The organism is Nostoc sp., assembly GCF_036917775.1.
GTDB lineage: Bacteria > Cyanobacteriota > Cyanobacteriia > Cyanobacteriales > Nostocaceae > Nostoc.
Genome location: NZ_JBALEQ010000155.1, coordinates 1 through 26,884, shown reverse-complemented (window position 1 = coordinate 26,884; position 26,884 = coordinate 1). Strand labels below are relative to the sequence as shown.

Genomic DNA, 26,884 nt, shown 5'->3' with positions numbered 1-26,884 from the left:
CTAATGACTAACCACCAAAAGCGAAGGGAAAGGCTAGTTTCAGAGCGGCGGTTAATAGAAGATTAACCAAACCAACTGGCAACAAAAACTTCCATCCTAAATCTAACAGTTGGTCAATCCGTACCCGTGGCACTGTCCAGCGCAATAGGATGGCGACAAACACTAGTAAATAGGCTTTGAAGACGGTCATCGTGATTCCCAAAGAAGCAGTTACTATCTGGAACACAGGATTTAATTCACTGACTCCTAGCCAACCAGCGATGAGGTTGAGGGGAATAGGAAAGTCCCAACCGCCCAGGTAGAGAATTGCTACTAGTAAGGATGAAAGGATCAAGTTAACGTAGGAACCCAGGTAGAACAGACCGAATTTCATGCCTGAGTATTCAGTCTGATAACCTGCGACGATTTCTTCTTCCGCTTCAGGTAAGTCAAAGGGTAATCGTTCGCATTCAGCTAGAGCGGCTATCCAAAAGATCAGAAAACCGATTGGTTGTCGCCAAATGTTCCAACCCAGAATGCCGTAGCCAGATTGTTGATTGACAATATCAACGGTGCTGAGGCTGTTAGACATCATAGCGATCGCTAACACTGCCAGCGCCAAAGGAATTTCATAACTAATAGATTGCGCTGCTGCCCGCAAGCCCCCTAAGAGGGAGTATTTGTTATTAGATGCGTAGCCAGCCATCAGCAAGCCAATGGGTTGAATGCTTGACAAGGCAATCCACAAGAATACGCCCATGCCCACATTGCTAATAACGATATTCTGCCCAAAGGGAACGATCAGGAACGACAGAAAAACCGGAATTACAACAATAATGGGGCCGAGAGTAAACAGCCAGGGGTCAGACTTGGCTGGTACTATATCTTCTTTAAATACCAGCTTCAAACCATCAGCTACAGGTACCAGCAAACCAAAAGGCCCCTGGTATTCTGGCCCAATTCGCTGCTGTGCGGAGGCGGAAATTTTCCGTTCTAGCCAAGTAGCAACTAATACCCCCACTGTTGCCCCAATCAGCATCAGTATCATTGGCAGGGGCATCCAAATTGCTTTGGCTGTTCCTGCTGGTATACCTAAATCCCGGAGGGATTCAATAAAAGTTCCTTGGAGGTCAATTCCTGAGTTCATGTTTCCGCTCTTTAAGACATCGAGTCATGGTGAGTTACAACTATTAGTTAAATTAATACCTGTAAATTCACTCATTTTTAATTTTTGCCCAGATGATGCTTGATTGAAGATTTGTCGCTAATTCCCATGCCTAGTATATCCTTGGATGGTTTTAGCCCTCTGAAGCGATATGAGAACTTCTACTTATGGTTGGCATTGGGATTGGCTATTGAGGGGATGGGAATGGGGCAGGGAGCAGGGGGCAGGGGGCAGGGAGCAGGGGGAGATGAGGGAGAAGAATTAATAACCAATTCCCAATTCTCAATGCCCAATTCCCAATTCCCAATGCCCAATGCCCAATTACCGTTGGTCAATGGGAGTATAAGTAACTTCGTGCAAACCGTTGTAAACCTGGGTAGGACGGAAAATCCGATTTTCTGCTAGTTGTTCTTTCCAGTGGGCTAGCCAACCGGCAACGCGAGCGATCGCAAATATTGGTGTAAACAAGTCTGTGGGAATTCCCATTTTCCTGTACACCAAACCTGAGTAAAAGTCAATATTGGGATAAATCCCTTTGCTACCGAGTTTTTCCTCTACGACTCGTTCCATTTCTAGGGCAATGTCATAGAACTTGTCATGCCCAAACTTCTCAAACAGTTGCTCTGCGAGTCCTTGTAAAATTATGGCTCGTGGGTCTTTTACTTTATAGACACGATGTCCAAAGCCCATAATCTTAGATTTAGTTTCTAGACAATGCTCTATGTAGGGACGGACATTTTCCACAGAGCCAATTTTTTCCAACATCTGAATTACTTCTTCATTGGCTCCACCATGCAAAGGCCCACCCAAGGTTCCCACGGCACTAGCAACAACAGCGTAAGGATCAGTCAAGGTGGAAGCTGTCACCCTGGCACTGAAAGTAGAAGCATTCATTGTATGCTCGACTTGAAGTATCAAGCAGATATCAAAAACTCGCGCCATCAAAGGATCGGGTTCTTTCTCATCAAGCATGTATAGAAAGTTGGCGGAGTAGTCTAAGTCATCACGGGGACGTACCGGATCATTGCCTTTTCGCATCAGTTGGAACGCCGCCACCATTGTAGGAATGGTTGCTATCAACCGCACCACAGATTCTCGAATGTAGACAGGATTATGTAAATCGCGGAGCGAATAAAACAAGCCTAAAGCAGCAGCGGAGGCTTGCAAGGCATCCATTGGATGACCGCTTTCTGGAAAGCATTTCATCATGTCCCGAATGCGGTATTTTATCCGCCTGTGGTAACGAACTTCGTACTCAAATGTTTCCAGCTCTTCTTTGCTTGGCAGTTCACCCCAGATTAAGAGATAAGCAGTTTCTAGGAATGTACTTTTTTCTGCTAGTTCTTCAATCCGGATGCCACGATATTCTAGTATTCCTTTTTGCCCATCAACATAGCTGATACTTGATTGAGCGGCGGGAATGCCTTCTAAACCAGGCTTGTATTCGCACACCATCATGGCACCACCATTTGCTTTTTGAAATATCTGATCAAGCTAACTTACCAGAAATTTATTGTCGCCATAACAGTAGCCGTTCTAACAACAATCGAAAATGTTGGAAAACTGTTATAGCAGGTACTTGGGTGGTGTCAACCAAAACATCTGACTCCGACCCAGAGGAGAACCTGTTTCTGGTAGTTTTATCCCAATCATACCTGCTTTTTTCAAGACTAAGCTTTCTTTGACTTCTCCCCACAGGAGAATTTCTGCCCAATTGGTCAAATCAGGTTCGTGTCCAACCAGCGCCAGTTGGGTATTTTGGGAATAATTTCTTGGTTTTAACCAGTCTTTTAGCCAACTAGAAATTTGACCATCGTGAGCGAGGTGGCTAGATTCCTCTAATTGGGAGCTTAGTTTTTCTGCTATGAGGATTTCAGCCGTTTGGCGGGCCCGTACTAAGGGACTGGTGAGAATTAAATCAAAGTTTAAACCTAATTTAACAAGTTTTTGGGCAACTTTCTCAGTTTTTTGCCTTCCTTCTTTAGTAAGGCTGCGTTCCTCATCTTTGATGCCTAATCCCTTATCTTCGGCGATGCCATGACGAATTAAGTATAGTTCCATACTTTGTATTATTAGTGATCGGTTAGGCTGCTCTTATGCAATGTTAGAACGCTATCCACCACTTAGCAATCTGTCATACTCTGGATGCGATCCAATCCAAAACCATACAAAATTTTCATCTTCTTTTACAGCAAGCGCCCGATAATATATACCAATACGCACTGACCAAAACTGACCGACTTTTTTGAAATGCAATGATGGATATTTGGGATCTTCCCGAAGAAACTCGTAACATCGATTAGCAAGCTCTTGGATATCAATTGGTAACTGGCGATAGTAATACCAAAAATCTGGGGTTGCTCGATGTTTCACAGATCGGTACAACGCCCTTCTCGGAGATGTTTGAGTGCTTTTTCTGCCAATACATCTAACCGACCAGCAGCGACATCTTTTTCAATCTGTTTATCCCAGGCTGCTGCATCGAATTCTGCAAACCAGGTACGAAATGCGGCGAGATCCTCTGGTGAAAGTTGACTAACAGCGAGTTCTAATTCCTTTAGGGTACTCTTCATCTAGGTAAATTAAGCTTGTCAGTTTTTAACTTAAATATACATTGCTTCTCGCCGCGCTCTTTGATAGGTAGTATTTATCCACTCGGCATCATTTAAAAAACGCTGCAAGCTAGGACTTTCTTGCAGTAATTCGTCTATATTCAGTCGCTCACGGCTAATGATAAAAATCTTGCTCATACAGAGTTTGTAAGATTTGGAGTTTTATAGACTTCATGGCGCTCCTTCTTCACAAATAAATAGGTAGGCGCAAGTTAACTTTGATTTAGTTCAGTTTTTGTCATAAAACCCAAATTCCCGACTTTTATCAAAAATCGGGAAGGGATACTATATGAACAAACACTTTGACTGCTGCATTAGTTAGGAGTTCTCCGCGTCTCCTTGAGTTCCCTCTACTCCGACTGAATTGGATTATCTCTGGGATTAACTAACCTCAGCAGTTTTTGCTTAATTTGAGCGTCGAATACTTCCCATTTCATTTTCGCATAAGCGGAATTTTCGTTACTACCAGATAAGAAGCCCATCGGAATTTCAAAGCCACCTGCACTTGTCCTTCCACCGCCGAAAAAGCGCCCGGCGCTATCTTGTCCGAAGGCTTCTTTGATGAATTCATCAGGGTCAAGGGTAAGTTTGCTAGTTCTCAGGGAACCGATGACTATTTCCAGTTCATCGTCTTCATCGTGAACAATACCATAAACTACGGCAGTGTGAACGTTTTCTTCGGTAACGAGAAAATCAGCTGCTTGGGGGATGGCATCGCGGTCATCGTAGCGTAAATAACCAACACCAGCAATGGAAAAGTTATTTTGGACGATGCGATTTTTTAGCGATCGCTCGATCACATCCATTACCCGCTTGGAACGGTTTGCCTGTAAAATGGCGTTTAGCAATTGGGCATCATAAAATCGGCTTAAATACGCAGCTGCCATAAAGTCTTCTTCTTGCGCTTGCATTAACCGATTTGTATCCGATCGCAAGCCGTGCATCAAGGCAGTTGCACATTTAACGTGTTGATTTATGCTGCTATCTAATGCTAGTAATCCCGTTTGGAGATATTGTGTAAAAATTGTTGCTGTTGCCCTTACGTAAGGGCGGATATCCTCAAACTCTGATTGCAGATCGCCTTGGATACTATGATGGTCAACAAGAACCACTAAGGGAATCTTAGCCTGCTGTACTGCTGATAGTAGCTGTGAAGTAGTTCCCTGGTTATCAATTAATACAAAACCTTGATAAGATGACAAATCTTTAGTTTTCAAGGTTTGCGGTGTCCAACGTTGGATAGGTAAGTTAGTCAGCCTTACCAAGGCAATATTTTCTTGATGGCTCAATGCGCCAGCATAAATGATTTCGCATTTGATATCATATTGCTGGGCGATTAACTGATAAGCCCATGCACAAGAAAGGGCATCAGGGTCAGGAAAATCTTGCAAAATTACCAGTTGGCGATCGTGTCGATGTGCCAAAAGAGTTTTTTGCAGTTCTTCGGACTTTTGTTGTGCCAGAGAATTACCACGGTGACTAAGAAATATAGCTCCGTCACCTACCGATGGCGGTAATGATGGACTTTTAAATGCAACTTCCACTGGCGCTTTCTCGATTTCAGGTTCCTCTGGGTTTGGCTCTGCTGTGGTCAATGACAAACTCTCAAACTGAGTAACGGGAGAATTCAAGTACATAGGGAACTTTTTTAAAGTGTGAGGCTCCTTTAATTCAGAAACACTAAGATCAGCAATTCACTGAATTTAGCCACATTATTTTGATCTTCGCAAAAATATAAAGACATTGCACTATACATCTAAGTATATTTTTTATCAGTAACAGCGTTTGACATCAACTAAATTCTACTAAAGGATGTATGAGTGCTAGAGACAAGAAAGTTTAGTATATTTGGCTGTATTTGGGAGCATAAATTTGTTTGAGGAGCTTTTTTCATCTTCCGTAAATTGAACCAGCAGGATCTTTATCTAACTTAGGGTATACTTTCTATCTTATACTTTAGGGTTAGTCTTTGATATTCAAATATTCTTATGCTCAATAATCTCATTATTATGACTATTGAGCAATTAACAATTATTTTTGGTCAACAACGCCTGTTGGTAGCTCCTTGGAAAAGTCTTAGGATTTAGGATTCACACAGGATGGTGAGCAAAAGGGAAACCCCATATACAAGTGTAGAGGCTTGAGTGTTGATAGATTGTGCCTGTCTACAAGACGCGATCGCTTCGTTGCAGATCATATCTAGCCACCAATGTCTCAACACCCCACAACTAAAGTTGTTGAGTGTATCCCAAAGCAAGAAGGTATTTCTTCTTTCTTCTTTGCTCCTCTATATCTTTGCTCAAAGACCTATAACATACTTTTGCCACTCTGTATGCAGTCCACTCTTAAGATGTTTGCTGACCTCAAAATAGAGGCTGCTATAAGGTTGGCGTGGAGGATGGCGTAAAGGCATGTGAGCTTCATGGGGAGTCCGACTGCCTTTTTTGACATTGCAACGGACACAAGCTGTCACAATGTTCTCCCAGGTATCGCCCCCGCCGCGCGATCGCGGTATTACATGGTCTAGAGTCAACTCATCTCCTGTGTAACCACAGTATTGACAGGCATGACCATCACGGTGCAATATATTTCGGCGAGTTAGAGGAATTTCTTTATAAGGAACACGCACGTAATGACGTAACCGGATTACGGTCGGCAACGGGAAATCCGAGTACAAAAATTTACCGTTGTGTTCTACGCGTTCTGCTTTGCCCTTGATTAACAGAACCACAGCACGCCGCCAACTCGTTATATTGAGAGGTTCGTAAGATGCGTTTAAGACTAAAACCTTCCCCATTTATCTGCGCTCAGGGTATTAGCTTTACATAAATGTTAACACAAATACACCCTGCTAGGGAGATGAGAATAAATTATACTTTCGGCAGAATTCGGCAATTAATTTATGACTTAGGAGTTATGAGTGAAGAGTTAGGAGTTTGTAAGTAAAACTTCTAACATTACACCAATAATTTTACGTAGGTTAATCCAAATAACACAGCAAAAAGCCGAGCCATAAGATTTACCTCTAATTCCATACTCATAAATCTTAACTTTTAGTTTACTACCGCAATATCTTGTATCAATTGCAATATGAAGGTTAAACTTCCTATTTAATCTGATCTCGCTTTAGTGAGCGTGTATAGATGGGTAACTTGAAAGTTTAGCCGTGGTGGGATAGGAGTCAGTATAAATGTTAAGTCGCAAACAAATCCCTGGTGTAGTTCCTAATCAGCAGTGCGACACCTACGCGTGGTTTTCGCAACGAGCTTGGGTAGAAATTGATTTGGGGGCGTTGTCGTACAACGTACAGCAATTGGTGCAGTTTTTATCGCCGCGTACCCAGTTGATGGCAGTAGTAAAAGCTGATGCCTATGGACATGGTGCGGTGACAGTTGCCCAAACTGTAATTCAATCGGGAGCTAGTTGGCTGGGAGTCGCTACAGTTCCAGAAGCTATTCAATTGCGAGAAGGCGGAATTGAAGCGCCCATTTTGATTTTAGGAGCAACTCATACACCAGAGCAGATTCATGCGATCGCAGATTGGAAACTTCAGCCCACACTCTGTAGTCCTAAACAAGCTTTGGTATTTTCCGACACTTTAGAATCCATGAATCATGGTTCGCCAGTGCCCGTACACATCAAATTAGACACAGGAATGTCTAGGTTGGGAACTAATTGGCAGCAAGCTGGTGAATTTGTGCAATTAGTGCAGCGCTTACCACATTTATCGATTGCCAGTATTTATTCTCATTTGGCAACAGCAGACGATCCTGATACAACGGCAATGGAAGAACAGCATAGACGATTTGAAGAAGCGATCGCTCAAATCAAAGCAATGGGAATTGAAGTGCCTTGCTTGCACTTGGCAAACTCAGCAGCTGCACTCACAGATCCGGCATTGCACTACGATATTGTGCGAGTAGGTTTAGCTGTTTACGGACTCTACCCAGCACCGCATTTACAAAATGCGATCAACCTCAAGCCAGTTTTGCAACTTAAAGCACGAGTCACCCAAGTTAAAACAATTGCCGCAGGAACTGCTGTTAGTTACGGGCATAAATTTATTGCCCCACGTGAACTTCGCCTCGCTGTGGTCGGAATTGGTTATGCTGACGGCGTTCCTCGCAGTCTTTCTAACAAAATGCAGGTGTTAATTCGCGGTCAGAGAGTGTCGCAAATCGGCACAATTACAATGGATCAGTTGATGTTGGATGTAAGTGCCATACCCAATATTCAAGAAGGAGAGGTAGTCACTTTGCTAGGGGAACAGGGAAAAGAACGAATTTCCGCAGACGATTGGGCAGAACAACTAAATACTATTTCATGGGAAATTCTTTGTGGCTTTAAGCATCGTCTGCCTCGTGTTGCGGTTATGTAATTGGGTATGGGGCATGGAAGAGACTTGTTCAATAATTTTCCCTTGTCCCCCTAATTCCCTATTCACAAAAATAATTTCTTATGGTACGATAGTAAACTGATGCGGATATGGCGAAATTGGCAGACGCGCTAGATTTAGGTTCTAGTTCCGAAAGGAGTGAAGGTTCAAGTCCTTTTATCCGCATTTTTAATAAATTGAATTACTTTATCTAGGCTGGTAGTTATACTGTGCAGTGACTAATTTTTTGTCGGTGACAGATCATTGTCATTCAGACAAACTAGTGGTTCATGTCATTATTTCTGAAAGGTTAAGGTGTTCAGATCCCCGACTTATTAAAGAAGTCGGGGATCTAGCAGCCCGCAAAATTAATGGGACAGACCACTAGTTCTGGTTTTCAACTTAGTATTTATCTAATATTCCCTCAGCACAAATTACAGATCCTATTCCTGATTTTCCTCTGAAAAAAAATATTGATGGCGTAGGTAATATCATCGAAAGTTCTCACCATCAGGTAGTTATAGAATGGAAAACTACTAATCCTGCTGCTAATACTTTTTCTGGAAATTTTTGAGAAATTATACTGATAAGACTGCCGCAGCATCCACCGAGGTATGAACAGTGAAATAAGACATACTATCCTCTCTGTTCATGAAACTAAAACATATAAAAAAATCAATTTATTATTATCAATAAAGCAGTATTATTACTGTGGTCAAGTTGAAGTAACTCGATACAAAGTGGCTTCATCTAGCGTTTAGCTCATTCAAAAATAGAGCTTATTTCAGTGTAAATACATAAATTAAAATATATCACTATCTACAAAATCAGTATTATTCCTGTGGTCAGATGGGGGTTACTCAATGGAAAGTGGCTTCATCTAGTCTTGACATTTTTATGTCTTATTCTCGCAAGATGTTTATCAATCTCAGTAACAGTAAGTAAATTAATAACGATTTATGAATTTACTAAGATTTACTCATCTGAAAATAACGCTACTTTCGTTGAGTTTTACCACAAACCTAGATGTAAACTGATGTACTTTAAAATACAAAAGTTTGATGCTTTTTACCTGATTCAATTGTGGAATAACTCTATACGAATTTAGCTTACACGTATCGAATTTAGCTGAAGTAAAAGCAAAATGAGCACAACTCCTATAGGTAGCTACAGGTTGTTCCAGAAACTACATCCACTATCTCTGTTGGCACAATTAACCAGCCGCCGTGCTACAGGGTGCTTAAGCATATTTACTGGAATAGTTTCTTGGTCAATTTATCTAGAGGACGGTAAACTTACTTATGCCTCCTATTCAGATAAACTGTTTGAGCGGCTTGACAGTCACTTGCGACGCTTAAGCCAGCAGATTCCTGCTCTCAACAGCGCCACTCGCGTGCAAATGCGGTTGATGTTTGAGACAAAGAATGAACATCAATCAATACCCAATGCGGATTACCAAGCTATTTGTTGGTTAGTCAATCAGGATTATATTACTGCTGTGCAAGCAGCAACCCTGATAGACGAATTGGCAAAAGAAGTACTGGAATCATTTCTGTGTTTAAAAGAAGGTGGCTATGAATTCAGCCCGGAAAGCTCTTTGGATGAACTACCAAAGTTCTGTCGCCTGGATTTGCGGTTACTTGTTGAACACTGTCAAAGACAGTTAAGAAATCGGCAAAATATCCAGTCATCAATTCCATCTGGTACAGGTTCCCAAGTTTTATCTAAAATACAACCGTCTCAAATTCAGCCACAACTACAAATAAAACTTGGGCAAAAATTGCCGATACCAATCACCTTTGATATTCCTGAAAATAATAAAACTAATCAACTACCTGCTGCCAAAAAACTATATACAATTGCTTGCATTGATGATAGCCAAACAGTTTTAAATTCTATTAAACACTTTTTGGATGAAAATACATTTTCTGTTGTGATGATCAACGATCCGGTGAAGGCTTTAATGCAAATATTGCGGAGTAAGCCCGATCTAATTTTACTAGATGTTGAGATGCCAAGCTTAGATGGTTATGAGTTATGTTCATTATTACGAAAACATTCAGCTTTTAAAAACACACCTATTATTATGGTGACTGGTAGAACAGGATTTATTGACAGGGCAAAAGCAAAAATGGTTAGGTCGTCAGGATATTTGACTAAGCCTTTTACACAATCAGAATTGCTCAAAATGGTTTTTAAACATCTTGGTTAATTTTAGTAACAACCAATAACTATAAGCAAATTTAATCGCCTTAAGTTATTTTTTAGGAGATTTATATAGTGAGTCTGACTTTACTTGGCACAATTCTGATTGTAGAAGATTCTCCCAGCGAATTGGAACTAATGAGCCATTATCTCAAAGAGAGTGGTTACAACGTAATTAAAGCAAGTGGTGCAAAAGAGGGTTTAGAAAAAGCTGTGTTAGAAAAACCAGATGCGATTGTTACTGATGTAGTAATGCCGGAAATGAGTGGATTTGAATTGTGTCGTTCTCTGAGAAGAAATCCGATTACTGCAAAAGTGCCGATTGTGATTTGTAGTTCTAAAAATCAAGAAATTGACCGTTTATGGGCGATGAGACAAGGTGCAGATGCCTACATAACTAAACCTTACACCCGTGAACATCTCCTACGTACTATTAAATCGGTGGTAATTTGAATCAATGACTACTACAAATATTACACTTCCTTTAAAACCAACTCAAAATAATTTAGCAGACAGTTATCTAAAGTTTCAGCTAAATCAACAGACTGCTGCTGTTTTATCAATGAAGCATACGCAAGAAGCAATTCTTGTGCCGATTGAATCTGTAACCTCAATGCCTAATATGCCCACCTGCATATTAGGATTAATGAATTGGCGGAGTCGGATAATTTGGGTAGTTGATTTGCCAAGAATGCTCAATTTAGAATCTTTAGATTATCGACTGCGGCAATACAGTACGATCGTTATCCAAGTTGAATCATTAGTGCTAGGTTTAGTTGTGCAAGAAATCAAAGGTACAACTAAGTTCATTGCTGATGAGATTCATTCTCCTATAGGACAAGTTGCATCCAGTTTAGTTCCTTATTTATGTGGTTGCGTTGTCCAACAAGAAGAAATCTTGCTGGTATTAGATGCACAGGCAATTGGGCAGTCTTCTATTCTCCGCAGTGATTAAAATGTACTACTAAAAAGGCTTTTAGTGTTCTTATTCACATAGTTAGGAGAACTATTTTTATGTTTAATAAAACCAACACAAATCAAGGTAGCAGCGCTCAAAATAGAGCATCGCTAATTTCATCCCAAAAAATAACTAGTGGTGTCATAAAGCTACCAAATAAGAATACTAGCAAAACTGCTAATGATTCTTCGCTGAATCAGGCTTTTGCCTTTTTTACAAAACTCGGATTGGCTAAGAAGGCGACTATTTTAGCGATCGCAATCGGTACAATACCAGTATTGAGCATTGGTGCGATCGCTTTTACTTTTGCCAACAAGTCCATTACTAAGCAAATTACTCAATCTCAACAAGCTGAAGCCACTGGTTTAAGTGATAAAATTAACCGCTTCATGTTGGGACGCTACGGAGATATTCAGGTAATATCAAGTTTGCCTTTTTTGACAAGTTCCCAAGGTAGTACCAGCAATTCACAAAAGCAAGCAGTTTTAGATCGAATTGTCGAAGCTTACAAAGCTTATGACAGCGTGGCTGTTTTTGATCGTCAAGGTAACTTGATTGTCCAATCCACAGGCGAACCCTTAGACAATCAAAAAGACCTTACTTACTTTCAAGACACTTTACAAAAAGATACTCCTATCATCAGTAAACCGGAAGCAGTAAAGAATACTGGTGTAGTGAGTATTTATATAGCTGCACCCGTGAAAGAGAAAAGGACGGGCCAAACAGTTGGTGTGGTAAGAGCGCGGCTGCCTGTAACATCCTTAGAAGAAGTTATCAAAAACTACGTAGCCAATGGACAACAATATCAGTTGCTTGATGCTTCAGGAACGGTTTTCTTGAGTCCCCAAAAGGGATTATTGGGGAAAGAGGCAAAGGGAGAATATGCTAATTTACCCAAACTGCTGACAGCAAACAAGGCAGATAGTTTTACAGATGTTTCCAAAACTGACAAAAAACAAAAATTAGTCAGCTACGTACCAGCCACTAGACTAGATGGCTTACCTGATTTAAACTGGCAAGTGCTTTTGTCCACAGACACTGCAACTGTATTTGAGCCGCAAAGACAATTGTTGTGGACTATAGCCGTCGGTACAGCACTGACAGCATTGATTGTAGGTGCGATCGCATCTTGGTTAGCTAAACTTACTACACTGCCAATTCTGACTGCAACTGCGGCATTAGCAAAGCTTGGTCAAGGTAAATTCAATACCCGTGTGGAAATCGAAAGAGAAGACGAATTAGGGGTATTGAGTGCAAATATCAACCTGATGGCCGAACAATTGCAGGTGTTAGTTAAAGAACAGGAAGTAGACGTTGAAGGGGCAAAATTACTAGCAGATATTACTCTACAAATTCGGAGAAGTCTGAAAACTGAAAATATCTATCACGCAGCAGTGAAAGAAGTTCAGCAAGTGCTAAAAACAGACCGAGTAATAATTTATAGCCTGAATCCAGATAATCGGGATGGCGTTGTTGTTGCAGAATCAGTAACTGGTAATTGGCCGGAAATGCTCGGAGTGAAAATCGACGATCCTTATTTTCGGGAACGTTATATAGAAACCGAGCGCGATGGACAGGTGCAAGCAGTTGCAGATATTCATCAAGACCAAAGTCTGAAAAATGCCAACAGTTACATTCAACTATTAGAAAAATTTGCCGTCAAAGGTAATTTGGTTGTACCAATTCTTGCTCAAGAAAAACTTTTAGGCTTATTAATTGCTCATCATTGCGAAACTGTCCGTGTTTGGCAACAGCCGGAAATTGACTTGTTTCAACAGATAGCAACTCAAGTCGGCTATGCCTTAGAACAAGCCAAGTTATTAGAGGAGATAGAACAAGTTAGGAATATTGGAGTCACCGATTCTGACGATGAACGGCATCAAAAAGAAACACTGCAACAACAACTTTTAGAACTACTCAATGACGTAGAAGGTGCAGCCAGAGGCGACTTAACAGTACGTGCAGACGTAACAGCTGGAGAAATCGGTACTGTTGCCGACTTTTTCAACTCAATTGTCGAAAGTCTCCGCGATATTGTTACCCAAGTTCAAAAAGCTGCCACCCACGTTAATACTGCCATTGGCTCTAACGAAGGAGCAATGCGCCATTTAGCAGAAGAAGCACTTACGCAAGCTGCCGAAATCAACCGCACCCTAGATGCTGTTGACCAAATGACCCAATCCATGAAAGCTGTAGCCGAAAGCGCCGAAAAAGCTGCTTTCGTTGCCAATCATGCCGCTAACACTGCTACCAAGAGTGGACACGCGATGGATTTGACAGTACAAAATATCCTGTCTTTGCGGGAAACTGTGGGTGAAACTGCTAAGAAAGTGAAACGTTTGGGAGAATCTTCGCAACAAATTTCCCGTGTAGTTTCCTTGATTAACCAAATCGCCATTCAAACTAACTTACTAGCCATTAACGCCGGCATTGAAGCAGCGCGTGCAGGTGAAGAAGGTCAAGGTTTTGCCGTAGTTGCTGAAGAAGTCGGTGAATTAGCAGTCAGGAGTGCCGCAGCAACTCAAGAAATTGAACAAATTGTTGAAAATATTCAACGAGAAACCAGTGAAGTGGTTCAGGCGATGGAAATAGGCACTACCCAAGTGGTAGAAGGGACTCTAATTGTGGAGGAGGCGAAACAAAGCCTGAGTGAAATTTTGGATGTATCGCGTCAAATTGACTCCTTAGTACAGTCGATTTCTACTGCAACTGCATCTCAAGTTGAAACATCACAAAGTGTTAGCCAATTGATGAAAGATATTGCTGCTATATCACAACGTACCAGCGATTCTTCTCGTCAAGTTTCCGAATCTCTACAACAAACGGTGGAGATTTCTCAACAGTTACAAGAGACTGTTGAGGCTTTCAAAGTTAGTTAATTTTGTCATTTGTCATTTGTCCGTTGTCATTTGTCCGTTGTCATTTGTCCTTTTACTAATGACTAATGACCAATGACTAATGACCAATGACTAATGACCAATGACCAATAACTAAGGACAAAAACCATGTTACAAGACAAAGAATTAGAAATCCAGATGCAGTTTCTGGAAGAAGCAACTGATTACTTAAATACCTTAGAAGGGGTATTGCTAGAAATTGATACTACTAACCGCATTGATTTAGAGAAAATTAATGCGGCACTCCGGGCTGCTCATTCCATTAAAGGTGGCGCGGGGATGATGGGATTTAAATCGCTAAGTCATTTATCCCATCGTTTGGAAGATTCCTTTAAAGTTTTAAAAACGAAAAAAAATTCTCTAGAAATTGACACTCAGTTGCAAAGTTTATTGCTATCTGGAGTTGATTGGCTGCGTCAGATTGTCGAATTGCTGGCAGAAGGAAATGTTGTTGAAGATGCGTGGTTGGCAACCTTTTGTTACCCGGTTTTTGATGAGTTGCACGATCGCTTAGGCGACCCCACCCCGGAGGATGCCTCATCTATGCTATCGCCAGAGGATGGGCAAGATGTTATCCCCTTGCTATTTGCTACAGAAGTAGAAGAGTGTTTACAGCGTTTGGAATCTATATTGGCAGATAGCGAACAGCCTGGTTTGCATGAAGAAATTGTGATCATGGCAACAGAATTGGGCGGTTTGGGTGAAATGCTCCAGTTAGCAGCTTTTACCAAGCTTTGTGAGTCAGTAACGCAGCAATTGGAAACGGTTAGCAGTTCGCGCATTCCCGAAATTGCCCAATTAGCATTGCAAGCATGGCGGCGATCGCAAGCTTTGGTGCTGACAAATCAACTAGATAACTTACCTACAGAACTTGATTTTGCTAGTTCTACGCAATCAACGCTATTATTACCAGCAGCAGAAGTAATCCCACAGCTTCCCATTGCAGAGATAGATATTGCCCTGCCAGAAGCAGTGCCAACACCAGTTTGGCAGCCAGAAAATACTAGAGAAAATTGGACTAATGATGAAGCGTTGGCGCACCCTGGCGCAGGTATCGCTGCTAATTTTACATTTGTAGATGCAGAATTTGCAGATGATGTTAACTCTATCAATGTTACAGAACAAAATCCCATATTTGCTAGAGAAAATAATCCTGCTGATGCTAAATCTAGCGAAGGAAAAGGAGAGTCAAATGGCGTTGTTAAAGACCGGGAAATTCATGAAAATAGCGTTCGCGTCCCCAGTAAACAACTAGAGCAAATTAATGATTTATTTGGCGAACTGATTGTTCAGCGAAATGGCTTAAACTCGCAACTAGAAAGATTACGCAAACTCGTTCGGAACCTGAACCAGCGAGTACAAGTTCTCGACCGAGAAAACCAAGATTTGCGTATAGCTTATGACAAAATTTCTACTCAAGCTGCTGGGTTACGGGTACAAGCTGAAAATGGCCAGCAAACACAAGGCACAGACAGAGAATTTGATGCTTTAGAAATGGATCGCTATAACGATTTAAACCTGCGATCGCAGGAAGTTATGGAAACCATTGTTCAGGTACAGGAAGTTACAACTGATGTGCAACTTAGTGTAGATGATACAGACCAAATCGCTCGTAAAATCAACAAAACATCCAAACAGTTACAGACAAAGTTAAATCACATCCGAATGCGGCCACTGTCTGATTTGACCGAACGTTTTCCTAGAGCCTTGCGCGATTTAAATGTAGAGTATGGGAAAAATGTTCAGTTAAAAATTGAAGGTGGCAATACTTTAATTGAACGTAGCATTTTAGAAACATTAAACGAACCTTTAATGCACCTCTTAAGGAATGCTTTCGATCATGGGATTGAAGACTCTGGCACTCGTCGCCTTTTAGGTAAACCAGAACAAGGATTGATTGAAATTACAGCTAGTCACCGCAGTAATCGCACTCTGATTACTATCCGAGATGATGGTTGGGGAATTTCTTTAGAGAAAATTCGCACCCGCGCTTTAGCGATGGGATTGGATGCTTCTCTACTCGCTAATGCTAGTGATGAAGAACTATTATCACTAATTTTTGAACCAGGTTTTACCACCTCCGAGCAAGTTACAGCATTATCTGGTCGAGGTGTCGGCATGGATGTAGTTCGTAACAATCTCAAACTGATTCGAGGAGATGTGAAAGTTGATACAGAACCAGGAGTTGGTACTACTTTCACTTTATCAGTACCATTTACACTTTCCGTTGCGCGAGTTCTGCTGGTAGAAATCAACAAAATGCTGTTGGCATTTCCTACAGATGTCATTTCAGAAATATTCTTACTCCAACAAGAGCGAGTTTTCCAAATGGCAGGTAGCGAAGTTCTAAATTGGCAAGGAACCATGCTGCCACTGATTCGCCTAACTCCTTATTTAGAGTTTAATTGTCTGCGCTATGATACTTCAGAATTAGAGACTCCGGCAGCAATTAATGCTAACAGTGTATTAGTAGTCAAAGGAAATAATCAGCCAGTAGCAATTCAAATAGACCGTTGCTGGGGTGAACAAGAAGTTGCTATTCGCCAAGTTGAGGGAAATATACCTTTACCGGAAGGCTTCAGCAACTGCACAATTCTCGGTGATGGTCGAGTAGTGCCACTCGTTAATGTTAATGAATTGCTGTATTGGATTGCTACAAATCGCCGGACTACTAAAGGTATTCAATTACCATCAGCAAGGTTAAAAACACCGTTCTTGATATTTGATGAAAACAAAATATCAGCAGCATCTGTTAAGCAGAAAGGCACAATTTTAATTGTAGATGATTCAATTAATGTTCGCCGCTTCTTAGCTCTGACTCTAGAAAAAGGCGGGTATCAAGTAGAGCAAGCAAAAGATGGTCAAGATGCTTTAGAAAAACTCCATAGTGGATTGAGAGTTGAGGCGGTAATTTGTGATATCGAAATGCCTCGTTTAGATGGTTATGGCTTTTTAGGTAAAGTAAATTCAGACGTTGATACAAAAAATATTCCAGTTGCGATGCTGACTTCTCGTAGTAGTAACAAACATCGGCAATTGGCGATGCAATTGGGTGCTAGGGCTTACTTTTCTAAACCTTATAACGAGCAAGAGTTATTGCAAACGCTGGAGGAAATGATTCGTACTGTTGCAGAGAAGGCAGCGTCTAATTAAAATCAGAGTTTTGTGTTCTTGATTCACTATGTGAAAAACTCACGCAAAGGAGAGGCAACATCTACCTATCCTTTGCAGTTCGTTAAACTAAATCAATAAAGAATAGACCTTTTACAAAAGTATAAATGTCATTCTGAGCGAAACGCAGTGGAGAGAGTAATCTAAACAGATATTTCTGTTTGCTCACTATGAAAATTTAAATATTTACGCAATAAGCATAATTTTCGCAATTAACTATTTCCTAAAAACAAAAAAATAGACTGGATAAATACTGTTGATTTGCAGGATATATTGAGTTATGCTGGCAATAATTGCAAAGCTTCTGCGAAATACTATACGTGAAGCTTGGAGTAATTTCTACATTAATTTATTTGTGGTGAATTTATGGAACCTGTGACACTAACGGCTGTTGCTACTGCGATCGCTACCATCGTTTCTACACTTTTGACTAAATCCCTTGAGAAAACGGGCGAGAAGATTGGTGATGCTACATGGACGTTAAGTAGCAAGTTAATAGACAAGCTCCGCCAGAAGCATCAAGCACCATTGCTCACCAGTGCTGTAGAAGGAAATGAACCGCAGCGTTTAGATTATAGTCAAGCAGTGCTGGAACTCAAAGCAGCAGCAGAACAAGACCCAGAAATTGCTCAAGCTGTCGTGGAAGTGGAAGCAGCAGTCAACAATGACGAGTCTGAGAGTGCTAAGGAAATTAAAAAATTAGTAAAATTATTAGAACAAATCAACTCGCACCCATCAGTTGTCAACAATGCAAAGTTAGCAGATGAGATTAAGAATCTCTTCCAAGGCAATCAATTTAGCGGCCCAGTCACGTTTCAATGACTACAACCGTCCCAAGGGGAGGATGGGACAAAGTTAACTCCCGATGACTGGCGTAAAATCTGCCGTGAACTATTGCCAGAACGGCGAAAGCTGACTACAAATCCTCTGACATCGACTGAAGGGGTAGCGCTGCAAGTTGATGATGTTTACGTACCATTGGGATTAATTGAGCGCAAAAAACCATCCAAGCGTCAAGGTGATATTTCTCCAGAACAAGGGTCTGAACTGTACAAAGAGACAGAAATCACCAAAACATTTGAGCATGATGTTTTTCTAGATGAAGTTCTCAAACAGAAAAACACGCCTAAAAGTCAAGGTAAGCGGATTGCAATTATTGGCGAACCAGGCGCGGGAAAAACAACATTATTACAGCAGATTGCTGATTGGGTATCTCGTGAGATTCACCAGTCAATTGTCATTTGGGTGTCTTTAGCAGATTTGCGAGGTAAAGAACTAAAAGCTTATCTGTTGGAGAATTGGTTAACTCAAGTAGCTGAGAAAATAGATAAAGCTGAAGCCACTAAGCAACTGAAGGATGATTTTGTAGCTCTGTTTAATCAAAATAATGTCTGGCTGCTGCTAGATGGGTTAGATGAGATGTCCGCATCTTCAGGTAATCCTCTCGCAGAAATTGCACGACAATTCCGTGAAGCAGGATTAATTTCTAAAGCGCGAATTGTGCTGACTTGTCGGGTTAATCTGTGGGATGGCAGCAGTAATGCACTTGATGATTTTGATACCTATCGCAGTTTAGATTTTTCTTATCCAGAACAGGTAGAGAGATTTATTCACAAATGGTTCATTGCCATTCCTGAAACTGGGAAGCAGTTATGCACTGCCTTGAAAGAATCAGGTAAAGAACGGATTCAAGATTTAGTGAAAAATCCTCTGCGGTTGACGCTGCTGTGCTTGAATTGGCAATCAGGAGATGGTAAATTACCGGATACTCAAGCGGGACTCTATCAGCAATTTGTTGATGACTTCTACAAGTGGAAAAAAGAGGAAATTACTATAAACTTTGACCAGCTTCAGCAACTCAATGTCAAATTGGGGGAATTAGCTAAAGAAGCCATAGACAAAGAAGCAACCCGTTTTCGCTTGCGGCAGGATTTTGTTGGTCAGTTTTTGGGGGATGCTGATGATAAAAATTCGCTGCTGAAATTGGCACTAAATCGTGGCTGGCTGAATCAGGTAGGTACAGATACAAATAAAAAACCTGTTTACGCTTTCTTTCATGCCTCATTTCAAGAGTACTTTGCTGCTAAAGCAATTGATGACTGGCATTTCTTTCTCAATCATGTTCCCAAAAATCCCCGTCAAGGAACTTACCGCATCTTTGAACCGCAATGGAAGCAAACTATATTGCTGTGGTTAGGACGACCAGAAGCAGAATTAAAGCAGCAGAAGCAAGAGTTTATCGATGCTTTGGTCAACTTTCAAGATGGATGCGGCAAATTTATGGGATTTATAGGCAAAGGTTTTTATGAATATCGAGCCTACTTTTTAGCTGCCGCAGGCATTGCTGAGTTTAGAGACTGTTCCAGAGCAGATGAAATAATAGCGCAAATTGTCAAGTGGAAATTTAAGGGAGCTAGGTTGGCACTGCAACAAACAGACCGCGCAAAAGCGATTGCCACCTTGGTGGAACTGCTACTATCAAATCAGGGGGGTAGCAGCATCCGTAGTCAGGCAGCAGAAAGCTTAGGGCAAATCGCTACAGGCAATGAAAATGCGATCGCCACCTTAGTGGAACTGCTGCAACCAAATCTGGGGGGTGGCAGCATCGGTAATCAGGCAGCAGAAAGTTTAGGGAAAATCGCCATAGGCAATGAATTTGCAATCAAAGCCTTAATGGAACTGCTGCAATCAAATAATCTGGATGACCACACAGGTTGGCTGGTAGCCTATAGCTTAGGGCAAATTGACCCTGGCAATGAAATTGCGATCGCCATCTTGGTGGAACTGCTGCAATCTCGGCGGGGTAACTACATCCGTCGTCAGGCAGCAGAAAGCTTAGGGAAAATCGCCATAGGCAATGAATTTGCAATCAAAGCCTTAGTGAAACTGCTAGAACCAAATCGGAGGGGTAGCGGCATCAGTCATGAGGCAGCAGAAAGCTTAGGGAAAATCGCCATAGGCAATGAATTTGCAATCAAAGCCTTATTGGAAGTGTTGCAATCAAATCATCTGGCTTACGACACCCTTGGGCTGGTACTGGTAGCCTATAGCTTAGGGCAAATCGACCCTGGCAATGAAAATGCGATTGCCGTCTTGGTGGAACTGATGCAATCCAATAAGGTGGATGAAAGAATTTCTTTTTACGTAGCCTATAGATTAGTTCAAATTGACCCTGGCAATGAAATTGCGATCGCTGTTTTAGTGCAACTACTACAATCAGATCAGTTGGATAAGGACATCCCTAGGCTAGCAGCATTGAGCTTAATGCAAATTGACCCTGGCAATGAAATTGCGATCACCGCTTTGATGCAACTGCTGCAATCAAATCAGGTGTCTGGCTACACCCGTAGGCTGGCAGCATTTATCTTAGGGCAAATCGATCCTGGCAATGAAAAAGCGATCGCCATTTTGGTGCAACTACTAGAATCAAATAATGTAAATAAAAAGACCCGTAGGCAGACAGCATTTATCTTAGAGCAAATTATACGAGACAATAACCATCAGTTTGCAGTAATCAAAACTTTAAGTGGTTATTGGCGATTGTATGGTGAGTACTACGATTTAGCCTGGGAATGCACTCAGAATATGCTTTACCCCGATTTCTATCAAGCTTGGTATCATCATAATACTGCTACTCGCACAATGCGAAGCTTAAAGAAAATCCTCTTCACAAGAATAATTTGAGTATTTTTGCAGCAGCAACGCTACAAATCAAGTTCTCGTGGTAACAACAGCTTGTCAATTTGTTACCAAAACAGAAGCGGACGTTAAAAATAAAGTTGTTTTCGTCACCACAACTTGTGCGATCGTTCACAACACAAGTTGTTTGGTTCAGAATGCTTATCCCTTGTTACAGAAAACTTGTCCGTTCGTTCACAACACAAGTTGTTTCGTCCAGAACGCTTATCCGTTGTTACAGAAAACTTATCCGTTCATCCAGAACACAAGTTGTTTCGTCCAGAACGCTTGTCCGTTGTTACAGAAAACTTGTCCGTTCGTCCAGAACACAAGTTGTTTTGTCCAGAATGCTTGTGTTTTTGTGACAAAACTTATGTCTTCGTTCACAACGCTTAAATAAAACTTATCAATTAAGTTGTTTCGTTAAGAACGCTTATCTATTTGTGACAACGCTTATGCGATCGTTAACAACGCTTAAGCAAAGCTTATCAATGAAGTTGTTTTGTTACCAGGGTTTATCTATTTGTGGCAAACGTTTATGCGATCGTTACCACAGATTAAGTAAAACTTATATATACAAGTCTTATACTATTAACAGCACAACTCAGATTCACGATAATGAAAGCAATTGAAGTCAAGGGAACCGTGAACGAATTGGGTCAAATTTCTTTAGACAAGCCGTTGACTATAGCAAAACACAGTCGCGTCCGAGTCATTGTCTTAATCACGGAAGAGAATGAAGAGGATGATGAACTTATTGAGTCTGCCGGTGAAAGTTTCCGTCAAGGTTGGTACGATGCGATGACTAGAAATACTGTACCTGTATCTCAACTGTGGGAAGGTATTGATGCAGAGTGAACCACCTTTGATTCAAGTCGAAGCCACTGCTAAATTTAAACGTAATCTGCGTATCTTAGCCAAAAAGTACCGAAATATTAGTAATGATATTCAACCAATAATAGAACAACTGCAATCAGGAGAATTACCAGGAGACAAAATACCCGGAGTTGGATATACAATTTTTAAGCTACGGGTCAAAAATAGTGATGTTCAAAAAGGTAAAAGTGGTGGGTATCGAGTAATTTATTATTTAAAAACAGATACAAATATTATTTTAGTAACCATATACTCAAAATCTGAACAAGAAGACATCTCAGCAGAAGAAATTCAACAAATATTAACTGACTTTAAGCAGCAACATCAAGAAGAATAGGCGATCGCTATTTGCTGTCTTTTAGGATAGCAAATAGCGATGTCTACGATGGACACTGAGCTTGCCGTACCGCTTCGTGGAAGCAAGCTACGCGGAGCTTCTGGTAGAGAAGTGCTGGCTACGCCTACGTGCAATTTTGCTGCATATTGAACCATTTATAGCGATATGGGCAATATTTCACAGCCTTCTGAAAATTATTCAATTAGGTTTTTAATCTCTGCGTTATCAAAACCCCTTTGCAAATTATGTAAAACTCCAGTAATTGAATGTATGCGTCTAATGCTGCGATCGCCGGATTTTTCAACATCTGGTAAAATTCGGAGTTTGAACTTGTAATCCCGCTCAGTTGATAAACATTCATCAGGGGCAGAAGTTGCCCATTTATGGAAGAGTTGTTGGATAGTTGTACTCATAAAGTCTGTAGTTGTGAGTTTCTGCGAGAATAGAAAGAGAAAGGAGGGATTATGACAAACGCTTTTCCACCGGAAGATATAAGTGCAAGGTTTGATAATATTGATATTCGTCTAGAAGAGATAGGTGACGAACTGGATTTGCTAAGGACAGTACAAAATGCTAACAGGCGAGAAACACGGGGAAATTCCCAAACGATTGCAAGGTTAGAGCGTACCATTAGAGAACTGGCTGACATTGCACGCCTCCATCAAGAAGGATTACGCGCTGCTCAAAGAGATGCTGAACGCGACCACCAAGTCATAAGGGAAGTTGAACTTCAAGCTGACCGCGATCGAGAAGTTTTGTTTGCTTCCTTGCTTCAAGCAGAGCGCGACCGTCAAGCTTTTCAAGAAGAAATCCGCAGAATTTGGGAGTATCTGCGTGACCGGAATGGTGGCAGCAGTACACCCAATTAATTAACTCCATCGCGTTCACCTGGCCAAGTTCAAAAATTTTGAGGTCGATAAATCGCACAACATTGTTGCAGTGCCCAGCTTACCGTAAAGGCGGTTTTTCTCAACAATCAACTCGATAGTGCGTTCTCGCTTCGAGTTGCCGAAGGCATCGCTTGGGTCTTTTGTGTAGACAGCATCCCGGTAAAGCATGATTAACTGGTCACAAACCTCAAAGATTTCACCAGAGTTGCGAAGTAAATGACGATTGGGGCGTTTATCAGCCGTTGTTTGATTTCCCCGATTGATTTGACAGCCCAAGAAAACAGGGATTTTGTGAGACTTAGCAATATCCCGAATCTGACGGGTAATCTTGCCGGCTTCAAAGGCCATGTTCCCACCTGACTCCAGAGGAATCTGCTGCAAGTAATCAATAAACACAGCACTAATAGAACCACCAAATTCGGCAATTGCACGGCGCACAGCAGATGCACTCCTTGAGCGATCGCATCGGTCGAGTGTATTCCGATTGGTTTGAGGAGACAGTCAAAAGAAAGAAGCACAATCGCAAGATACAACCAAAATAAAACATAACTAGGCCTAATACGCAATCAACCCTTGAACAGAGATAGGCGATCGCTACAAATACTCTCACGCTAGAGGTGATTCATCAAGTGTCTTCCTAAGATGAAATAGCATCGTTAATAAATGTTAAATGTCATAACCCAGGCTTAACTACACCAAGTAAATCCATAGGTGCAGCAGTTTATTCAAACTTAGAACAACAGCTAGGAGATGATTTACACCGCTTCAAAATGCTGATGGAAACGGGCGAGATTGCGACAACAGAAGGTCAACCAAAGGGGAAAGGATAAATATTTAACCCAACTTCGTAAATAGATTTCACATTTGACGAACAACTTAACTTTAGGAAACTCAAGCAATGAAAGCAGTTTGTTGGCAAGGTACAAACAAGGTTGAGGTTGAAACCGTACCCGATCCTAAAATCATTAATCCGCGTGATGCGATCGTGAAAATCACATCAACGGCGATCTGTGGTTCTGATTTACATTTGTATAACGGCTACAACCCTGCCATGAAACCAGGCGACATCTTGGGACATGAATTCATGGGAGAGATCGTTGAACTAGGCAGTGCTTTTAAAAATGGAAATATCCATAACAAAGGCAAAGCCCTTGCCATCGGCGATCGCGTTGTTGTCCCCTTCACGATTTCCTGCGGCTCTTGTTTCTTCTGCAATCGGGATTTATGGTCGCTGTGCGATAACTCCAACCCGAATGCTTGGATGGCAGAAAAAATGATGGGTCATTCCCCATCAGGTCTTTTCGGTTACTCCCATTTGACGGGAGGTTACGCAGGAGGTCAAGCGGAATATGCCCGCGTTCCCTTTGCTGATGTTGGGTTATTCAAGATTCCCGATGGACTGGCAGATGAACAAGTCCTGTTTTTTACTGATATTTTCCCTACCGGTTATATGGCAGCCGAAAATTGTGACATCCAACCAGGGGATACGGTGGCAATTTGGGGTTGTGGCCCAGTTGGGCAATTTGCCATTAGAAGTGCCTTCATGCTGGGTGCTGGGCGTGTCATTGCCATCGATCGCGTTCCCGAACGGCTCCAGATGGCAAAAGATGGCGGAGCAGAAATTTTGAACTATGAAGAAATCGAGGTGGGTGAAGCCCTCAAAGAAATGACTGGGGGAATGGGGCCCGATTCCGTCATGGATGCGGTAGGAATGGAAGCTCACGGTATGGGCTTGGAAGGCTTCTATGACAAGGCGATGCAAGCAGTGCGACTGGAAACCGATCGCCCCAATGTATTGCGTCAAGCGATCGTTGCCTGTCGTAAAGGCGGCACAGTGTCGGTTCCCGGTGTTTACACGGGCTTTGTAGACAAGATGCCGATGGGTGCTTTTATGAACAAAGGCTTAACCATGAAAACAGGACAGACGCACGTACATCGGTATTTAGAAAGGCTACTTGATCGCGTTCAAAACGGTGATATTGACCCATCGTTCGTTATTACCCACCGTCTGCCGCTAGAGCAAGCTCCCCACGGCTACGAAATTTTCAAAGATAAGAAAGACAATTGCATCAAGATTGTCCTCAAACCAGGTCAGGCTGCATAAAACCGGCAGAAAGGCTCTGAGGCTACCTTTGAGTTTTGATGTGATTGCTCACCATGAGGAATTAGCAAATGTGCTGCCATAAGCATTTTAGCTAAAAATAATACTTCGTTTTTCAGTAAAAATCACCACTACAAAGTAAATAATATCTCATGTCTGAACAGAACCAGGTCAACGAAAATACCAAAAATGAAGACCTCGCATCATATCGAGAAGAGGCGGGCGAAATTCTCACGACAAATCAAGGCGTAAAAGTTAGCGATACCGATAACTCGCTAAAAGTGGGATCGCGGGGGCCTTCACTCCGTGATGATTTCCATTTTCAAGAAAAGCTGACCCATTTTGACCGGGAAAGAATACCAGAGCGCGTGGTTCATGCACGAGGCTCTGGAGCGCATGGATATTTCCAGCCCTACGAGTCATTGGCGAAGTATACAAAAGCAAAATTCTTACAAGACCCGTCAGTAAAAACGCCTGTATTCGTGCGTTTTTCCACAGTTGTTGGCTTTCGTGGTTCGGCTGATACTGTCCGTGACGTGCGCGGCTTTGCTGTTAAGTTCTACACAGAAGATGGCAACTACGATCTAGTCGGCAACAATATTCCCGTTTTCTTTATTCAAGACGCGATTAAGTTTCCCGATCTAGTTCACGCGATTAAACCAGAACCGCACAATGAAATGCCTCAAGCTGCGGCAGCCCATGATAATTTTTGGGATTTTATCTCTCTGACTTCCGAAGCTATGCACATGATTATGTGGGTATTGAGCGATCGCGCTCTACCTCGCAGCTTTCGGATGATGCAAGGTTTTGGCATTCACACTTTCCGATTTGTCAACGAGCAAGGAAAATCTCATTTTGTGAAATTCCACTGGAAACCATTGCTGGGTGTGCATTCAATGGCATTTGACGAAACCCAAAAGATTGGAGGCAAAGACCCAGATTTTAATCGCCGGGATTTGTGGTCAGCGATCGAGATGGGTGATTTTCCAGAATACGAACTAGGTGTGCAAATTATTCCTGAAGAAGACGAGTTCAAATTCGACTTCGATATTCTCGACCCAACTAAACTCATCCCAGAAGAACTCGTATCTGTGCGTCCGATTGGGAAAATGGTTCTCAACCGCAATCCCGATAATTTCTTTGCCGAAACTGAACAAGTCGCTTTCCAACCGAGCAATGTAGTCCCAGGTATTGACTTCAGCGACGATCCCCTATTGCAAGGTCGATTGATGTCTTATCACGACACCCAACTTCATCGCTTGGGTAGTCCTAATTTTACAGAGTTACCAATCAATAAATCCCTGTGTCCGTTCCACAACAATCAACGCGACGGGAGAATGCAGATGCAGATTCCCACCAGCCGCGTCAACTACTATCCCAATTCTCTGGGCGGCGGACTGCCTGCACCTTCCCCAAGCGAAGGTTTCGTACATTATCCAGAACGTGTAGAAGGACACAAGATTCGCGAACGCAACCCTAGTTTTAAAGACCATTTTACTCAAGCAACTTTGTTCTGGAATAGTCTTTCTATGCCAGAGAAAGAACATACAGCACTTCCGTCTGTTGTAAGGTACACTAGATTAAAATATAAATACTTTTAAATGAAGTCATACTCTGTAGATCTTCGAGAAAAAATAGTT

At 41.7% G+C, this 26,884-nt stretch carries 25 protein-coding genes, 1 tRNA gene and 1 pseudogene; 16 read left to right on the top strand and 11 right to left on the bottom strand.

Annotation, left to right across the window (positions count from 1 at the left end; genetic code table 11):
- Nucleotides 1-7: 7 nt before the first annotated feature.
- The 8 genes from nuoH to V7K69_RS31265 all read right to left on the bottom strand — a co-directional run bounded on the left by nuoH (nt 8) and on the right by V7K69_RS31265 (nt 6,553).
- Entirely contained in the window at nt 8-1,126 is a 1,119-nt protein-coding gene (nuoH, locus tag V7K69_RS31300) for an NADH-quinone oxidoreductase subunit NuoH (RefSeq protein WP_114083481.1), read from the bottom strand.
- A 339-nt stretch (nt 1,127-1,465) separates the two neighbouring features.
- Complete coding sequence (locus V7K69_RS31295) at nt 1,466-2,602, bottom strand: citrate synthase (protein ID WP_335041899.1); 1,137 nt, start codon at nt 2,600-2,602, stop codon at nt 1,466-1,468.
- Nucleotides 2,603-2,710: 108 nt separating this feature from the next.
- Nucleotides 2,711-3,205 (bottom strand): phosphohistidine phosphatase SixA, encoded by a 495-nt coding sequence (gene sixA, locus V7K69_RS31290; RefSeq protein ID WP_335041897.1) that lies wholly within the window; start codon nt 3,203-3,205, stop codon nt 2,711-2,713.
- Nucleotides 3,206-3,256: 51 nt separating this feature from the next.
- Entirely contained in the window at nt 3,257-3,517 is a 261-nt protein-coding gene (locus V7K69_RS31285) for a ParE family toxin-like protein (RefSeq protein WP_335041895.1), read from the bottom strand.
- Nucleotides 3,514-3,717 carry a hypothetical protein gene (locus V7K69_RS31280; protein WP_335041893.1) on the bottom strand — a complete coding sequence of 68 codons (204 nt, stop codon included), beginning with the start codon at nt 3,715-3,717 and terminating at the stop codon, nt 3,514-3,516. Before V7K69_RS31280 ends, V7K69_RS31285 begins: the two co-directional genes overlap by 4 nt.
- Nucleotides 3,718-3,747: 30 nt before the next feature.
- A complete protein-coding gene (locus V7K69_RS31275; protein WP_335041891.1) occupies nt 3,748-3,894 on the bottom strand; it encodes a DUF29 family protein in 147 nt (48 codons plus the stop codon).
- A gap of 212 nt (nt 3,895-4,106) precedes the next feature.
- Nucleotides 4,107-5,393 (bottom strand): DHH family phosphoesterase, encoded by a 1,287-nt coding sequence (locus tag V7K69_RS31270; RefSeq protein ID WP_114083488.1) that lies wholly within the window; start codon nt 5,391-5,393, stop codon nt 4,107-4,109.
- A gap of 662 nt (nt 5,394-6,055) precedes the next feature.
- Nucleotides 6,056-6,553, bottom strand: coding sequence for an HNH endonuclease (locus tag V7K69_RS31265; protein WP_069070622.1), 498 nt, complete (start codon nt 6,551-6,553; stop codon nt 6,056-6,058).
- Between the two features lie 393 nt (nt 6,554-6,946).
- Here V7K69_RS31265 and alr point away from each other — a divergent pair, with 393 nt between their 5' ends.
- The 12 genes from alr to V7K69_RS31205 all read left to right on the top strand — a co-directional run bounded on the left by alr (nt 6,947) and on the right by V7K69_RS31205 (nt 22,253).
- Nucleotides 6,947-8,134, top strand: coding sequence for an alanine racemase (gene alr, locus V7K69_RS31260; protein ID WP_335041888.1), 1,188 nt, complete (start codon nt 6,947-6,949; stop codon nt 8,132-8,134).
- Between the two features lie 101 nt (nt 8,135-8,235).
- Nucleotides 8,236-8,317, top strand: a tRNA-Leu gene (locus tag V7K69_RS31255).
- A gap of 958 nt (nt 8,318-9,275) precedes the next feature.
- Complete coding sequence (locus V7K69_RS31250) at nt 9,276-10,343, top strand: response regulator (RefSeq protein WP_335041886.1); 1,068 nt, start codon at nt 9,276-9,278, stop codon at nt 10,341-10,343.
- A gap of 68 nt (nt 10,344-10,411) precedes the next feature.
- On the top strand, nt 10,412-10,789 hold the full coding sequence (locus V7K69_RS31245; protein ID WP_012411883.1) for a response regulator transcription factor: 378 nt from the start codon (nt 10,412-10,414) through the stop codon (nt 10,787-10,789).
- A 4-nt stretch (nt 10,790-10,793) separates the two neighbouring features.
- Complete coding sequence (locus V7K69_RS31240; protein WP_335041883.1) at nt 10,794-11,291, top strand: chemotaxis protein CheW; 498 nt, start codon at nt 10,794-10,796, stop codon at nt 11,289-11,291.
- A gap of 59 nt (nt 11,292-11,350) precedes the next feature.
- On the top strand, nt 11,351-14,173 hold the full coding sequence (locus V7K69_RS31235; protein ID WP_335041881.1) for a methyl-accepting chemotaxis protein: 2,823 nt from the start codon (nt 11,351-11,353) through the stop codon (nt 14,171-14,173).
- Nucleotides 14,174-14,299: 126 nt separating this feature from the next.
- Complete coding sequence (locus V7K69_RS31230) at nt 14,300-17,344, top strand: hybrid sensor histidine kinase/response regulator (protein ID WP_335041879.1); 3,045 nt, start codon at nt 14,300-14,302, stop codon at nt 17,342-17,344.
- 384 nt (nt 17,345-17,728) lie between these two features.
- Entirely contained in the window at nt 17,729-18,184 is a 456-nt protein-coding gene (locus V7K69_RS31225; protein WP_335041877.1) for a hypothetical protein, read from the top strand.
- A 72-nt stretch (nt 18,185-18,256) separates the two neighbouring features.
- A complete protein-coding gene (locus tag V7K69_RS31220; RefSeq protein ID WP_335041875.1) occupies nt 18,257-21,046 on the top strand; it encodes a HEAT repeat domain-containing protein in 2,790 nt (929 codons plus the stop codon).
- A 177-nt stretch (nt 21,047-21,223) separates the two neighbouring features.
- A complete protein-coding gene (locus tag V7K69_RS31215; RefSeq protein ID WP_335041873.1) occupies nt 21,224-21,436 on the top strand; it encodes a hypothetical protein in 213 nt (70 codons plus the stop codon).
- Between the two features lie 222 nt (nt 21,437-21,658).
- Complete coding sequence (locus V7K69_RS31210; protein WP_335041871.1) at nt 21,659-21,898, top strand: type II toxin-antitoxin system RelN family antitoxin; 240 nt, start codon at nt 21,659-21,661, stop codon at nt 21,896-21,898.
- The gene (locus V7K69_RS31205) at nt 21,888-22,253 is read left to right on the top strand and encodes a type II toxin-antitoxin system RelE family toxin (RefSeq protein WP_179073170.1); all 366 of its coding nucleotides are present in this window, start codon (nt 21,888-21,890) and stop codon (nt 22,251-22,253) included. The genes V7K69_RS31210 and V7K69_RS31205 overlap by 11 nt, the downstream gene beginning before the upstream one ends.
- Here V7K69_RS31205 and V7K69_RS31200 read toward each other — a convergent pair.
- Entirely contained in the window at nt 22,241-22,408 is a 168-nt protein-coding gene (locus V7K69_RS31200; protein ID WP_335041868.1) for a hypothetical protein, read from the bottom strand. The two genes, V7K69_RS31205 and V7K69_RS31200, sit on opposite strands and share 13 nt — an antisense overlap.
- Before the next feature lie 39 nt (nt 22,409-22,447).
- The gene (locus V7K69_RS31195) at nt 22,448-22,666 is read right to left on the bottom strand and encodes a hypothetical protein (protein ID WP_335041866.1); all 219 of its coding nucleotides are present in this window, start codon (nt 22,664-22,666) and stop codon (nt 22,448-22,450) included.
- A 51-nt stretch (nt 22,667-22,717) separates the two neighbouring features.
- Here V7K69_RS31195 and V7K69_RS31190 point away from each other — a divergent pair, with 51 nt between their 5' ends.
- Nucleotides 22,718-23,122 carry a hypothetical protein gene (locus V7K69_RS31190; protein ID WP_335041864.1) on the top strand — a complete coding sequence of 135 codons (405 nt, stop codon included), beginning with the start codon at nt 22,718-22,720 and terminating at the stop codon, nt 23,120-23,122.
- Nucleotides 23,123-23,137: 15 nt separating this feature from the next.
- Here V7K69_RS31190 and V7K69_RS31185 read toward each other — a convergent pair whose 3' ends face one another.
- Complete coding sequence (locus V7K69_RS31185; RefSeq protein ID WP_335041861.1) at nt 23,138-23,581, bottom strand: DnaB-like helicase C-terminal domain-containing protein; 444 nt, start codon at nt 23,579-23,581, stop codon at nt 23,138-23,140.
- A gap of 257 nt (nt 23,582-23,838) precedes the next feature.
- Between V7K69_RS31185 and V7K69_RS31180 the strand changes: the two are divergent.
- From V7K69_RS31180 to V7K69_RS31170, 3 genes and pseudogenes are all read left to right on the top strand, one after another.
- Nucleotides 23,839-23,973: pseudogene (locus V7K69_RS31180) on the top strand (SRPBCC family protein); the annotation flags it as partial.
- Nucleotides 23,974-24,041: 68 nt separating this feature from the next.
- Nucleotides 24,042-25,247, top strand: coding sequence for a zinc-dependent alcohol dehydrogenase (locus tag V7K69_RS31175; RefSeq protein WP_335041859.1), 1,206 nt, complete (start codon nt 24,042-24,044; stop codon nt 25,245-25,247).
- 149 nt (nt 25,248-25,396) lie between these two features.
- Nucleotides 25,397-26,845, top strand: a complete 1,449-nt coding sequence (locus tag V7K69_RS31170; RefSeq protein WP_335041857.1) for a catalase — start codon at nt 25,397-25,399, stop codon at nt 26,843-26,845.
- Nucleotides 26,846-26,884: the final 39 nt, after the last annotated feature.